A 14,633-nucleotide genomic window follows, 5' to 3' on the forward strand; every position below is an offset into this window, starting at 1 on the left:
GGGAATCACAAAATAAATTGCTAAGTTTGCTGTCGAAATGCGGTGAACGTAAAACATCTGTGGAAAATAATCGCTTCGACATACGAGAACAGAGAATATCGGATACCGAACGGGAATTCGAGAAGGCGTTGCGTCCCTTGTCGTTCGACGACTTCAGCGGGCAAGACAAGATAATCGAGAACCTGCGGGTATTCGTGATGGCCGCCCGCATGCGTCAGGAGCCCCTCGACCATGTGTTGCTGCACGGCCCTCCCGGGTTGGGTAAAACGACGCTGGCCAATATCGTGGCCAACGAGTTGGGCGTGGGGTTCAAAATCACATCGGGACCGGTGCTCGACAAGCCTGGCGATCTGGCCGGTCTGTTGACTTCGCTCGAGGAGAACGACGTGCTCTTTATCGACGAGATACACCGGTTGAGTCCCGTGGTGGAGGAGTATCTCTACTCGGCGATGGAAGATTTCCGCATCGACATCATGATAGACAAGGGGCCGAGTGCCCGGTCGATACAGATCGAGCTGAATCCCTTCACGCTGGTGGGTGCCACCACCCGCAGCGGTTTGCTCACCAGCCCGTTGCGGGCCCGGTTTGGGATTAACTGTCACCTCGAGTATTACGACCACGCTGTGCTGACGCACATCATCGAGCGGTCGTCGAGCCTGCTGGGGGTACCCTGCACCCGCGAAGCGGCTACCGAGATAGCCATGCGCAGCCGCGGTACACCCCGTATCGGCAACGCCCTGTTACGGCGGGTACGCGACTTTGCCCAGGTGAAGGGGTCGGGCAGTATCGACCTCGAGATAGCCCGTTATGCGCTCGAGTCGCTCAATATCGACCAGTACGGTCTCGACGAAATCGACAACAAGATACTCTCAATTATCATCGACAAGTTCAAGGGCGGCCCCGTGGGGCTCACCACGATAGCTACGGCACTGGGCGAGGACCCCGGTACGCTCGAGGAGGTGTATGAGCCCTATCTCATCAAAGAGGGATTTATCAAACGTACGCCCCGGGGACGCGAGGTGACCGACTTGGCCTATACCCACTTGAATCGTCACCGCCTCTCGGAACAGGGTACATTGTTTTAATCGAAAAAATGTAGACGCTTATGGCCGGCATGAAGAGTTTGGCAAAGGATACCGCAATATACGGTTTGAGCAGTATATTGGGGCGGTTTCTCAACTGGTGTTTTGTATTCCTCTATGTAAACGTGTTGAAGACCACGGCCGAGTATGGTATTGTGACCAACCTCTACGCCTACATGGCCTTGCTGTTGATCATTCTCACCTACGGCATGGAGACGGGCTTCTTCCGCTTTGCCAACGACAAGGAGGAGAAAGACCCGCAGAAGGTCTACACCACCGGCCTCATCTCGCTGGCTACCACCTCGACCCTCTTTTTCGTGCTCGTGTGGCTCTTCCTCTCGCCGCTGTCGAGGCTGCTGGGCTATCCCGGGCATGAAGATTATGTGCTGATGATGGCCCTGATTATCGCCATCGATGCCTTCACGGCGTTGCCCTTTGCCTACCTGCGTTACCAGCGCCGGCCCATCCGGTTTGCCGCCGTCAAGTTGCTGTCGATTTTTCTCAACATCGCGTTGAATCTCTTTTTCATCCTGCTCTGCCCGTGGCTCTATGGCATTCACCCCGAGTGGATTTCGTGGTTCTTCGACCCCGACTTCCTGGTGGGGTATATCCTGGTGTCGAACGTCATCAGTTCGGGCGTGGTGCTGCTGGTACTTTTCCCCGAGATATTCCGGGTGCGCTATCGGTTCGACGGCCGTCTGCTGTCGCGCATGCTCAAATACTCCTTCCCGTTGCTTATTCTGGGAATTGCCGGCATCATGAACCAAACCTTCGATAAGATGTTTTATCCTGTGCTGGCAGGGAGTCGCCCCGACGCCATGTCGGAACTGGGTATATACGGGGCAGTTTACAAGATTGCGATAGTGATGGTGATGTTTACACAAGCCTTTCGATTTGCCTACGAGCCCTTCATCTTTGCGCGTAACAAGGAGGCGGGCAACGAGAACAAGAAGTCCTATTCCGAGGCGATGAAATATTTTATCATCTTCGGCCTCTTCATCTTCCTGGCGGTGATGTTCTATATCGACATCGTGCGCTTCTTCATGCCGGCGACCTACTGCACGGGGTTGAAGGTGGTGCCTATCGTCATGCTGGCCGAACTCTTCTTCGGCATCTTCTTCAACCTGTCGTTGTGGTACAAGCTCACCGACCGCACGCAGTGGGGGGCCTGGTTCTCGCTGTTCGGGTTTGCCATTACGGCGGTAATCAATATCGTGGGTGTGCCCCGTTACGGCTATATGGCGTGTGCCTGGGCGGCATTTGTCTGCTACCTGTGCATGATGCTGGCTTCGTTCTTCATCGGGCAACGGGTCTATCCCATCAAGTACGAGCTGGGCAATGCGCTGCGTTACACGCTGCTCACGGCCGTTCTCTATGCGGTAGGTACTCTGGTGCCCATCGAGTCGCTGGTGTTGCGCCTGGCCTTCCGCACGGTGCTCTTGGCCCTGTTCCTGATCTATCTGTTCCGCCACGATTTGCCGTTGCGCGAAATTCCGGTATTGAATCGTTTTGTGTCCAGGTCGTGAAACCCGTGCGGGAGGCACGCAGGACTATCCTAATAGTTTAGACTATGACATTTTCCAATTTTATCGATTCGGTCAAACGATTTTTGACCCACTACCTCGACATGAGCCAAGATCGAGAGGACGAAGCCGCCTCGGTAGAGGCTATCCGGGCCGGGGTAGAGTTCAAGGGCTCGACCATCCTCATTCTGGTTTTTGCCATATTTATCGCCTCGCTGGGGTTGAACACCAACTCGGCGGCGGTCATCATCGGCGCCATGTTGATTTCGCCCCTCATGGGCCCCATTATGGGTATAGGTCTGGGGTTGGGCATCAACGACTACGAACTCATCAAGCGGTCGTTCCGCAACCTGGCGGTGGCCACACTCTTCAGTGTGATTACCTCGACCGTCTACTTCTGGATTTCGCCCCTGAACGAAGCCCGCAGCGAGCTGCTGGCCCGTACTTCGCCCACCATCTACGACGTGCTCATCGCCTTCTTCGGCGGGTTGGCCGGCATCGTGGCCATGTCGTCGAAGCAGAAGGGCAACGTGCTGCCCGGTGTGGCCATTGCCACAGCATTGATGCCGCCCCTGTGTACGGCCGGATTCGGGTTGGCCACGGGCAACTTCTACTATTTCTTCGGGGCCTTCTACCTCTTTTTCATCAACTCGGTGTTCATTGCCTTTGCCACCACGCTGGGGGTGAAGCTGATGAAGTATTCGAAGAAGGAGTTTGTCGATGACGAGCGCCGCAAAAAGGTCGAGCGCATTGTCTATACGATTCTTATCCTCACGATGGCCCCCAGCATCTACCTCACCTACAACATGGTGAAGGAGAACTTTTTCGAGGTCGCCGCCGCACGGTTTGTCTCGCAGAACTTCAACTACCCCGATACCCAGGTGTTGAGCAAGAGTGCCGAGATAGAGCATGGCAAGCGCATCATACGGGTGTCGCTGGTGGGGGCCGAGATACCGCAGGATTCCATCGCCGTGGCCCAGGCGCGGTTGCCGCAGTATGGTCTGGGAGGCGCCGTGCTAGAGGTTCGTCAGGGATACGGCTCCAACTCGATGGACATGACGACGCTCAGCAGTACGATGTTCAAGGATATTTATCTGCACAACCAGGAGCAGATAACCCGCCAGCAGCAGGTGATTGACTCGCTGGAAAATGTGACCTCGCATTACCAGCAATACGACTCGGTGGGTATTTCGGTGGCTCCCGAGATTAAGGTGCTTTTCCCCAACGTCACCGATATTGCCATCTCGAAAACTATCTTCAGCAGCATCGAGACCGATGTGCGCGATACCACCACGCTGGCCGTCGTGCGCTACTCGCGAGCCTTCTCGGCCACCGAGCAGAAGCAGTTTCAGGAGTGGTTGCAGGCCCGGTTGGGAGCCAAAAAGGTACAGCTCGTTCTGGAGCATTGAGCCGGATAGCCGTGCCGCGTAGCGCATGGCTATCGTTGAGGCTTGGCAATCGCCTGTACCTTGGGTCCCGAGTTATTTCCTCTCGTACCTGTCAAACCCTTGTATAAAAGCAGAGAACCCTAAAAGTCTCTCAGGACTTTTAGGGTTCTCTCTATGTAATGGGCCGTGCAACCCCGAGGGGCTGCGCGGTGTGTTTGGGGATTACTTCACGATCACTTTCACGGTCTCGGTGTAGTCGGCACCCTTGACAACCATGAAGTAGATGCCCGGCGTCAGGTCGTCGGTCGAGACGAAGGTGATGGTCTCTTCGGCCCGTTCGGCTTTCACCAAAGCACCCTGCATCGAATAGATTTCGATGCTTTCGGCCTGGTCGGCAGCTACGGCCATCTTTTGGCCCTGGTTGACGGGGTTGGGAGCTACCAGTACGCGGCTTACCGTAATCTCGTCGATAGCCGTTCCATCCTTGCCATAGACTTCGAGTTCGGCAATCGGGGTAGTCATCCATAATCCGAGGCCGATGGTAAAGGCTACAGCCTTGGCGTCGCGGGCTTTGGGCAGGTTGTACGACACGTCGGTACCCGCGGCTGCGGTGTTGACAACATCGAAGTCGGTACCGTTTTCCGAAACTTCAAATTTCACTTCGGTAGGCAGTGCGGACTCGATATTGTCGGGCTCCAGGAAGTAGGCCTGGAAGCGGCTGACACTCTTCGTGTAGTAGGGGTTCAACTCCTGCAACGTGGGGTTCACGTAGTAGATGTGACGCTGGGTGTCGCTGCGGAAGGTCTTCAGGTCGTTCAACGGGATGTTGCGGGGAATGTAGAGCTGTTGGTATACCTCGCCGCCCTTACCGTATTGGGGACGGTCGGTGGCCTTGGTGCGGCTCAGCGAGATTTTCGAGTCCATGCTCAGGTATTTGTTCATCTTCATGCCGGCCTTGAGGTCGATGTTGATTTTGCTCAACCCCTCGCCGTCGAAGAGGCCCTGGCTCTCGGTGCTGCCGAACGAGGCCCGGTAGTTGTAGTTCTCTTCGGCCTTGCCGATGGCTACGTTGTGGGTCTGGGTAAAGCCGGTGTTGAAATATTGGTCGAACTTGTTGCCGTAGTCCTTGTACTGCAGCTCCTGACCCAGCCAGCCGGTATAGGTGTGGCCGTCGAGCGGGGCGCCGAAACTCTCGAATACGTTCGGGTCGAATACGCCGCCTTTACCTTGTCCGTAGGTGGTCTGCTGCTCGAGCGAAGAGGCTACGCTGGTTCAGGTGAAGTTGCCCGAGTAGGTGACGCCGAATCCTTTCTCCTTGACACCGCGTTTCGTGGTGATGAGGATGACACCGTTTCAGGCTCGTGAACCGTAGAGGGCGGCTGCATTCGGGCCCTTCAGTACCGAGATCGACTCGATGTCTTCGGGGTTGATGTCGACAGCCGAGCCTCCCCGGTCGACACCGCCGAAGAGCGAAGCGTCGGAGCTGCTGTTGTCGCTGAAGGGTACACCGTCGACAACCCACAGCGGCTGGTTGTTGTCGGTCAACGACGAGTTACCGCGCAGGGTAATCTTGGTCGAACCGCTCAAACCGGTGCCGGCTGTGTTCATTTGCAGACCGGCCACCTTGCCGCTCAAGGCTCCGATGACCGAGGGGTCGCCGGTCGTGTTCAGTTTGTCGGCCTTGATGTCTTGCACGGCATAGCCCAACATCTTCTTTTCACGTTTGATACCGAGAGCCGTTACCACGACCTCGTCGAGATTCTGGGTGCTTTCGCCCATCTCGATGGCAAAGAAGGTACGGTCGCCTACCTTCACACTCACGGGGTTGTAGCCGACGTAGCTGAATTCGAGTACGGCTTCGGGACTCGAAACCGACAGACCGAAGTTTCCGTCCAAGTCGGTAATCATGCCATTGGTCGTTCCCTTTTCCACTACACTTACGCCGATTAACGGCTCGCCATTCTTATCCTTGACGGTTCCAGAGACAGCAATCTTTCCTTGCACGACTCCCGAAGCCGATGAATCGGCCATGGAATCCGCGCTCTTTTCGGTTGCATAAGCTGTCAGGCTGGAAGAAAATAAAGCGGCACAAAGCAACACACAGTTTGCTCCTGTCATTTTCAGTTTAAATACCATAGAACACTTATTAGATTTTTATATGATTAGATTCCTCTTTATATCTTGTTTTTCAAATAATTAGAATAGGTACATAACTCTCGTAAGGTATAATTCGACAAAAAAATTATACAGGTTAAAACTATTTTACAAAAATTTACTGTTAATATTTGGGTTTGCGAATATTAACATAAAATTGGATTTCTCGCATACCTGTTGATACAGGCGGGTAGAGCCGGTATGGCCCTTGAGTAGGAAAGGGGGAAAGTGTTGATTGACAGTTTGCAAGTGATAAATCGAAAGAGCCGTAACAGGTTCCGCATTTGCGGGCTTGTTACGACTCTCTATTGGACGATTCGAGGAAGTTTGGTTTCAATTTGAAAGTAGCGAGGTCTTTGTTTCAAGAGGGAACCGTGCACTTTCCCCGAATGGGATTATTGTGCTCAACAGTATTTGTCGAGGCGGTCGAGTGCCTGTTGGGCATCTTCGTATCCCAGTTCGAGCGCCTGTTGATACAGTTTTTTGGCCTGCGGGTAATTCTGCTCGACTCCCAGTCCGTATTCAAAAGCTTCGCCCAGTACCTGATAGGCCCGGCCATACTTCTCGTTCAGGCAGGGTTCCAGCAGGTCGTAGGCTTTCTCCGGGTCTTGTTGCGTGCCTTGTCCGTAGAAAAACATTTGGGCCAGGTCGATGCGGGCCGACATGTTTCCGTGCTCGACGGCCTTTGCTAGGTAGGAGCAGGCTCGTTTGTAATCTTTGGGCAGACCTTTGCCCTCGAGGTAGTTGAGTGCCAGGTAGCGCATCGAGCCCGAGTCGCCCAGTTCGCACCCTCTGAGGTACATCTTGTTGGCCAACTCGATATTCTGGGCCGTTGCGGTACCTTGTTCGTAGAGCAGCCCCAACAGGCAGCAGGCCTCGGGGTAGTTGGCATCGTAGGCCTTTTGCAGATAGTCGAGGGCCACCTTCATGTTGCGGGCTACGCCTTCGCCAAAGTAGTAGATGCGTCCCAGATGGTACATGGCCCAGGCGTTGCCCTTGTCGGCAGCCTTTCGCAGGTAGAAGGCGGCCATGGCGTTGTTCTGGGGAACGCCTTGCCCCATCATGTAGAGCGAGGCCATGCCTTTGATGGCGTTTATCTCGTCGGCATCGATACCCTTCTGGTAGTAACGTTTGGCCTCGGCATAGTCGCGAATCTCGTCGGGGCCGTTGCGGTAGATGTCGCCGATGAAGCCCAGGGCGTAGGTGTATCCCCGTTGGGCCGCTTTTTTCAGGTATTGCAGTGCCAGTTGGGGGTCATGTATTTCGTTGGGACCGTTCCAGTAGAGGAACCCCAGGTTGAAGTAGCCGTAGACGCTGTCGCGCTCGGCTGCCTGTTTGTACAGTTCGAGCGCCTTCGTCTCGTCGGCAGCGACGCCCCGGCCGTAGAAATACATGTCGCCCAGTTGGTTGAACGACTCGGCGTGACCCTTTTCCGCCAGGTGCGAGAAGTAGGCGAAGGCCGTCTTGAACTGAGCCTTGTCGAGAGCCTCCTTGGCCTCGTTGAACAGTTCGTCGTCGCTCTTGTCGGGAATCTCGACCTCGCTGGTGTTCTCGTCGACCAGGTTCTGTTGCAGCTGTTCGAGCCACTCCCGGGCATTCTCGAAGCCTTGCGCGATGGCCTTCTGGTAGTATTCGATTGCCTTGCGGGTATCCTTTTCGAGTTGCCCGATGCCGTCGGTGTGGAGGCGCCCCAGCCAGTAGGAGGACTTGCCGTATCCCTTGTCCGAGGCCGTCGAGAAGCAGGCGATGGCTTTGGAGATGTTGGCGGGGACAATCTCGCCGAAGAGGTAGAGCTCGCCTATCTTGTTGATGGCCGCCTCTACACCGTTGTCGGCCGCCAGCTGGTAGTATCGGATAGCCGCTTCGGGGTTGGGCTCTATCCCTTCGATACCCCCTTCGAAGAGGAGACCCAGTTGGAAAGAGGCCTGGTGGTTGCCCCGTCGGGAGGCTTCGGTGAGGAGTGCGACCTCGCGTTGGCTGTCGGGCTGCAGGCCGCCGCGTCCGTTGTGCAGGTAGTAACAGAAGCGTCGCATGGCGTTGGAGTCGCCCTGCTCGATAGCCTTTTGCAGGTAGTAGACTGCCATCCGCTCGTTTTCGTCGTTCTCCTCGGCATTCATGTAGATACCTCCCAGGAAGTTGTTGGCCTGTCCCGTTTCGTCGTATTCGGCGGCGCGTTCGTAGTACTTCTTGGCCAGTTCGATGTCGCAGGGAACCCCCAGCCCGGTCTCGTAGATGAGCCCGATGTGAATCAGAGCACTGGCATCTTTGGGATACTCTTCGATGTATTGCTGGTAGTAGTCGAGAGCCTGCCGGGCCCCCTCCTCGGTATCGAGCATGTCGTAGTATCGGGCCAGGTCGCGGTTGGCGGCCGTGTAGCCTTGCTCAACGGCCAGACGGAGCATGGCCAGCCCCTTGTCGATGTCGCGGGGCACCTCGTCGGCTCCGCGCAGGAGCATGAACCCGCAACTGTACGAACCGTAGCCCGACCCCTTTTGCGAGGCTTTTGCAAAGTAGTCGTAGGCCTTGGCCATGTCGGCGGGTACCGACTCGCCGTTGAAGTAGAGGTCGCCCAGGTCGTTCAAGGCTTGGATGTATCCCAGATTGGCCGCCTGGGTGAGCAGATTGACATACCGTTCGGTCTCTTTCGCCTCGAGCGCCTGACGGGCGTCGAGGTAGGCCTGTTTGGCAAAGGGGTCTACCCCTTGCTCTTCGTCGGGCGAGGCTTGGTCGGCCTCCATCTGGTTGAGCAGCTGGAAGGCGCTCTCGTTGCCCATGGCGGCCGCCTGGCTCAGGTATTCCATCGCCTTTTCGCGGTTGGGGGCGGTCCCCTGGCCGCGCAGGTACATGAATCCTACCGAGTAGAAGGCGTAGGGATAGCCCTCGTCGCAGGCCTTCAGGTAATATTCCAGCGCTTTGGCGAAGTCTCGTTCTACCCCCTTGCCGGCATAGTAGAGGTCGCCCAGCTCGGTCAGGGCCCGGTAGTGGTTGGCCTCGGCCGCTTTTCCATACCAGTAGAGCGCCTTTTCGTAGTCGACGGTGAGCCCGTCTTCGGCCGAGTACATGTCGCCCAGGTTGCACATGGCGTCGGGCAGATTCTGCTCGGCCGCCTTGGTAAACCAGTTGGTGGCCCTCACGGGGTTTACCTTGACATTCCAGCCGAAGCGGTAGGCTTTGCCCATGTAGTTCTGGGCGTAGGAGTATCCGGCCTCGGCGGCCTGTTGTATGAGACTGAAACCCTTTTCGGTCTCACCGGCAACCTCTTTCTCAATCATGAGCATGCCCAGCCGGTAAAGGCACGAGGGGATACCGGCGTTAGCTCCCCGCTGGTACCATTCGGTGGCTTTGAGTATGTTTTTCTGCACGCCGTCGCCCTCTTCGTAGATGAGGCCGAGGGTGAAGAGGCAGGTAGGCTCGTTGTTGCGGGCGCCCATCTCGTACCATTTGATGGCCTCCTTCATGTCGCGACGACAGCCGAAAGAGCCGTAGTAATGGTATTCGCCCATGTTTTTCTGGGCCTCGGTGTAGCCGTTTTCGGCGGCGAGTTTCATGTATTTGATGACTTGAGCATGGTCCTGCTCGACAAAGAGCCCCTTCATGTACATGAAAGCGAGGGAGTATTGGGCGTAGGCGTTGTTGCTTTGGGCGGCATTGGAGAACCAGTAGTAGGCCTGTTCGTAGTCGACCTCGACCCCGGTGCCGTAGAAGTAGATGTCGCCCAAGCGGTTGGCCGCCTCGGCTTCACCCATCTGAGCCGCTTGCAGCAGCGGGGCGATGGCCTCGGTGTACCGTTCGATGTCGCACAGGTCGATGCCACGTTGCAGAAACTCGTGGCTGAGGCTCTGGGTCATGCCTGCCTGTCGGCCGGCCTGCTCGAACTTCAGGGCCTTCTGGTAGAGTTCGCTGGCCTGGGGGGCGGCATAGTCCTGGGGTGTCATCTTCTCGACGGCAATGCGCATGAGTCCCTCGTAGGCAATGTCGGCATGTTCGCCCTCGGCGATATGGGTCAGATAGGCGATGGCCTTTTCGTATCCGTTTTCCTGTCCCGACTGCATGTAGAGTTCGGCAATGGCCTTGATGGCGTCGACATATCCAGCCTCGGCCGCTTTCTGGAAATACTCCTCGGCCTTCTGCAGGTTGGGGCTGACTACCCCCTTGGCCTCGTAGTAGGCCAAACCCAGGAAGTAGTAGGCGTCGGGGATTTGCAGGGCCTCGGCCTTGCGGAAGTAGTCCATCGCCTTGAATTCGTCCATCTCGGTGCCGCGGCCGTAGAAGTAGAGCTCGCCCAGTTTGCAGAGGCAGATGCCGTCGTTGAGTTGGGCGCCCCGCTTGCACCAGTCGAAGAGTTCGCTCAGGCGGTCGGGGTCGTCCTGGATGTGGCGGATGACCTCGTGGATGGCATCGATGTCGTTGCGCTTGGCAGCTTTGATGTAGAACTCGAGCTCGCGGCCGGCGAAGGAGGCGGGGGCCTCTCCGCTCTCAATGAGTTGGGCTATCTTGAGGTAGGCGGGCGAGAAGCGCTGCTCGGCCGAGGCCAGATAGAGGCTCCAGGCCTTCGGCTTGTTGACCGGGGTGCCGAAGCCCCCTTCGTACATGGTGGCCAGGTAGTAGAGCCCGAGGCTGTCGCCCAGGTCGGCCGACTTGGTGAACCAGCGGAATGCCTGGGAATTGCCTTTGTTGTCGGGCATGTTGTAGTAGATGAGGGCCAACCCGTTCATGCCGTCGGGGTTCCCCATCTGCGCGGCACGGTAGTAGGCTTGTTGTGCCTTCTCGAGGTCCTGGTATTTCTCGTCGAACTGATAGAGAAGGCCCAGTTCGAAGTAGGCGTCGATATACTCCTTGTCGAGGGCGCGCTGTATCCACTCGAGTCGTTTGTCCGAGTTGCCCCGTTCCATCTCGAGGTAGGAGAGCTTGATCATCGACCACTCGTCGTCGCGCTCTTCGGCCAGTTGGCGATATGTCTTTTCGGCCTCTTCCCGGTTTATGGGCAGGCCGTAGCCGTTTTCCTTCATGTAGGCAATCTCGCCCAGGGCCATGATGTTGTTCTGGGCGGCGGCATTTTTGTAGTAGGAGAGGGCCGTGTCGTAGTTTTGCTCGACATGGATGCCGTTTTCGTACATGTTGCCCAGCAGGTATTGGGCGTAGGAGTTGCCTTTCTCGGCCGCTTTCTGGAACCATTCGTAGGCCTTCCCGTAGTCGCGCCCTTTCAGGCTGCCCCGATAGTAGACCCTCCCCACGATGACCTGGGCGAAGTCCATGCCCTCTTCGGCATAGGGAAGGAAGGTATCCAGAATTTCGGGCCACAACTGGTAGCCCCGCACCTTGTTGCAGAGGATGTCGCAGAGCAGATGCTGAGCCTCGATGTTGTTGGCGACGGCCAGCTTCAACAGCATCTCCGAGGCCTCTTTGTATTTGTGGTTGCGGTAGAGCTTCACGGCCTCCTGGTAGATGGCCGGGCTGACTCCGCTGCCGGTGGCTGCCACCTTGTTGGGGCTCTTTCCTTCACCCCCTTCGGCCGCAGCACTGGTAGGGCGAAATTCGGTCCGGAGCGGAGCTGGTTGGGGCTCGGGCTGACGCTCGCTGAGCAGTTGTGCCTCGAGTGCCTGGTCTATCTTCGAGTCGATGATGTTGAGGATGCTCGTAATCATGTGGTCCCACTGGGCCTTGTCGTTGAGGTAGTTGCACAGGGGCTGCGTCTCCGAGGGGTGAATCTGCCGCTGGTAAATCCAGTCGATGATGCGCTTTGACTTCTCGGTGATGTTGCCGATGAGCAGAGGCACGATTTTCATGTCGTTCTGCTCGACCTGCTCCCGTATCCATACCAGTTCCTTGTTGACGATATAGTCCGACGAGACGAAGCTCTCGCTGATGAGCAGAATGGAGATGTGCGCCTGGACGATGTGGCTGTGAATCTCTTCGTCCCACTTTTCGCCGATGACCAAACCTTCGTCGAACCATATTTCGGCGTCGGGGCTGGTGTGGCGTCTGATGCGGGGAATGAGGTGAATATTACCGGGACCTTCGAGAACCCACTCCTTGTCTTCGTGGGCATAACTGATGAAAATGCGAGCTTTAGCCATGGCATGTAAGATTTATCTGTTGTTGTATTATTCGATTGTTATAAATAGAGAGGGTGTGTGATTATGATATCTATCGTAACAAAGATAATTCTTTTCGGCTCCAGACCGTCGGGATGGCATTATGTTCTATAACACAAAAGGCTGCCTGCGGGCAGCCTTTTGTGTAGAATTTATGGAGGAGCTTATTGGGCCTCTTTGCGGATAAATACCAGTCCCGAGGTGTCGTTGCCGCCTTCGCCCCAGGCCTCGACCTCGATGAAGAAGGGGGTGCCGGCTTCGAACTCGTTGACCGAGAACCGGTATGCCGTGGTACCATCGTTCGAGTCGGAGGTCGACGATTGGGCTACCTCGGCCAGCAGTTCGTCACGTTTGTAGAGTTTCAGTCCGCCCAGTTGCAGCGAGTTTTCGCCCTTGGTGGGAATGAAGGTGATGACGTAGTCGCCGTTCCCGGCAATCTTGCCCGTGCACTCGAATCTCCACGGGGCCTTTTGGGTCTGGACGATGAGGGGTTTCCATTCGGCGGTGAACTCGCCGTACGGCTTGTAGGCTGAGTAGTCGGGGGCAAAGTAGATGGGCAGCGAGTAGTGGGTGTCGGTCACTACGGTGATGGCGTGGAAGTCGCTCTTGTCGGCTACCGTTACCGGGCCGGTGTAGATGGGCGAGTGTACCGTGGGATAGGAACCGTCGGTGGTGTAGCGTATGACAGCCTGGTCGATGGCCGGAGTCAGGGTGAATCGCAGGGCTCCGTTATCGACCGTCTCCATCTTCTCGATATGAGGTTCGGGTACGCGGTAGTGGCACCCCTTGGCATCGAGCCGTGCAAAGTGAGTGGCCAGGCGGTAGCTGAAGTCGGGGTAGTTGCGGGCGGCTTGCGGGGTCCAGGCTACCTCGGAGAGGGCGAGCAGACGGGGGAAGGTGAGGTACTCGGCATAGTTTTCCGACCGGTTCTCGTCGAGGCAATCAATCTCTTGCAGCACGGTTCCGTGGATGAACTGGTCGCTCCAGAAGCAGCCTTGCACACCGAGTACGGTCGACTCGGGGGAGTAGTCGTTGACCTCCATGCCGTAGCACTTCTCGACCGAAATCGGGGGCATCCAGGTAGCCGCTTTCACCTCGCCGGGAGTCGAGCTCTCGGGGAAGTCGAAATACATGTGCGTGGCCGGTGAGAGTATGGCCTTGTGTCCGGCCTTGGTCGCCTCGATGGTGTCGGCCACATTGTGCCAGAACACCCCTACGACAGGCGTTTTTACCTCGCCCCGGAGCAGAATCTCTTCCCACCCTACGACGGTGCGGTTCTTCTCTTTCATCATCTCGGCCACGACATTGGTCAGATAGCCTTGCAGGTCCGAGGCCTTTTTCAATCCTTCTCGCTGGATGATTGCCTGGCAGTGGGGACACGATTCCCACCGCACATAGTTGGCCTCGTCGCCGCCGATGTTGATGTAGGCACTGGGGAAGAGAGCCACCGTCTCGTCCAGAATATCGCGCAGGAACTGGATAGAGCTCTCTTTTCCCACACACAGCAGGTCTTTGCTGATGAAGTGTTGCGTGGGGACCTCGTGTTGCAGGCCGGTGCAACTGAGCCAGGGGTAGGCCACGATGGCCGACAGGATATGGGCCGGGAACTCAATCTCGGGGATAATCTCGACATTGCGCACCTGGGCGTAGGCAATCAGCTCCTTGATATCTTCCTGGGTATAGTATCCGCCCAGACGCTTGGCATCGGTACCGGCCCAGGCTCCCACCTCGGTGAGGCGGGGATACTTCTTGATTTCGAGGCGCCAACCCGAGTCGTCGATGAGGTGCAGCTGCAGTTTGTTGAGCTTGTACATGGCCATCATGTCGATATACTTCTTTACAAAATCCTTGTGGTAGAAGTAGCGGGCCACGTCGAGCATCATGCCCCGCCACGGACGGTTGGGAGCATCGAATACCGTTACGGCCGGAGCCGACCACACGACATCGTGCTGGCGACGGTCGCTGTACACCTCGGTCGGGAAGAGTTGCAGCAACGTCTGTATGCCGTAGAAGACACCCCCGCGGTCTTCGCCCGTCACGGTGATGCTCTTGGGGGTCACGGTCAGGCGGTACCCTTCGGGGTGGCCCACCTCGCCCGGTTTCAGTTCGAGGCGGATGGTCGCCTTGCGGGCCTCGGGTTTCAGCGTCAGGTCCCAGCCGGTCGACTGACCGAGCAGCTGTTGCAGATATTCGGCCTGCTCCTCGAGTGCGGCATCGTAGCCGATGGTCGCCTTGGCGGTGAGCACGAAGTGGCCTTCGCCCTCTTCGACCCGGAGCGGTTTGGGTATCAGGTTGAGTTCGCCGGCCCAGGCCGTCGAGAGGGAACAAATGGTTACCAGCAGGGCTACCAGTCGTTTCCCTCGTAGAATGATGTCATGTTTCATAAGCACT

The 14,633-nt window shown here is 56.8% G+C and carries 6 protein-coding genes and 1 pseudogene; 3 read left to right on the forward strand and 4 right to left on the reverse strand.

Annotation, left to right across the window (positions count from 1 at the left end; genetic code table 11):
• Nucleotides 1–59: 59 nt before the first annotated feature.
• Genes ruvB through ABGT88_RS01440 form a run of 3 tightly spaced genes read left to right on the forward strand, consistent with a single transcriptional unit; the run spans nt 60 to nt 4,014 of the window.
• Entirely contained in the window at nt 60–1,085 is a 1,026-nt protein-coding gene (ruvB, locus tag ABGT88_RS01430; protein WP_087409484.1) for a Holliday junction branch migration DNA helicase RuvB, read from the forward strand.
• 20 nt (nt 1,086–1,105) lie between these two features.
• A complete protein-coding gene (locus tag ABGT88_RS01435) occupies nt 1,106–2,608 on the forward strand; it encodes a lipopolysaccharide biosynthesis protein (protein WP_298662285.1) in 1,503 nt (500 codons plus the stop codon).
• Between the two features lie 44 nt (nt 2,609–2,652).
• On the forward strand, nt 2,653–4,014 hold the full coding sequence (locus tag ABGT88_RS01440) for a TIGR00341 family protein (protein ID WP_087409486.1): 1,362 nt from the start codon (nt 2,653–2,655) through the stop codon (nt 4,012–4,014).
• Nucleotides 4,015–4,215: 201 nt separating this feature from the next.
• Here the strand turns inward: ABGT88_RS01440 and ABGT88_RS01445 are convergent, their stop codons facing one another.
• The 4 genes and pseudogenes from ABGT88_RS01445 to ABGT88_RS01460 all read right to left on the reverse strand — a co-directional run bounded on the left by ABGT88_RS01445 (nt 4,216) and on the right by ABGT88_RS01460 (nt 14,626).
• On the reverse strand, nt 4,216–4,515 hold the full coding sequence (locus ABGT88_RS01445; RefSeq protein WP_346702796.1) for a T9SS type A sorting domain-containing protein: 300 nt from the start codon (nt 4,513–4,515) through the stop codon (nt 4,216–4,218).
• 270 nt (nt 4,516–4,785) lie between these two features.
• Nucleotides 4,786–5,979 (reverse strand): annotated as a pseudogene (locus tag ABGT88_RS01450) (carboxypeptidase-like regulatory domain-containing protein); the annotation flags it as partial.
• Nucleotides 5,980–6,551: 572 nt separating this feature from the next.
• Complete coding sequence (locus tag ABGT88_RS01455) at nt 6,552–12,224, reverse strand: TIR domain-containing protein (RefSeq protein ID WP_346700007.1); 5,673 nt, start codon at nt 12,222–12,224, stop codon at nt 6,552–6,554.
• 182 nt (nt 12,225–12,406) lie between these two features.
• Nucleotides 12,407–14,626: a family 20 glycosylhydrolase gene (locus ABGT88_RS01460; RefSeq protein WP_346700009.1), complete on the reverse strand. Its 2,220-nt coding sequence runs from the start codon at nt 14,624–14,626 to the stop codon at nt 12,407–12,409.
• Nucleotides 14,627–14,633: the final 7 nt, after the last annotated feature.

This window comes from Barnesiella sp. An22, from assembly GCF_963931395.1.
Lineage (GTDB): Bacteria > Bacteroidota > Bacteroidia > Bacteroidales > Barnesiellaceae > Barnesiella > Barnesiella merdigallinarum.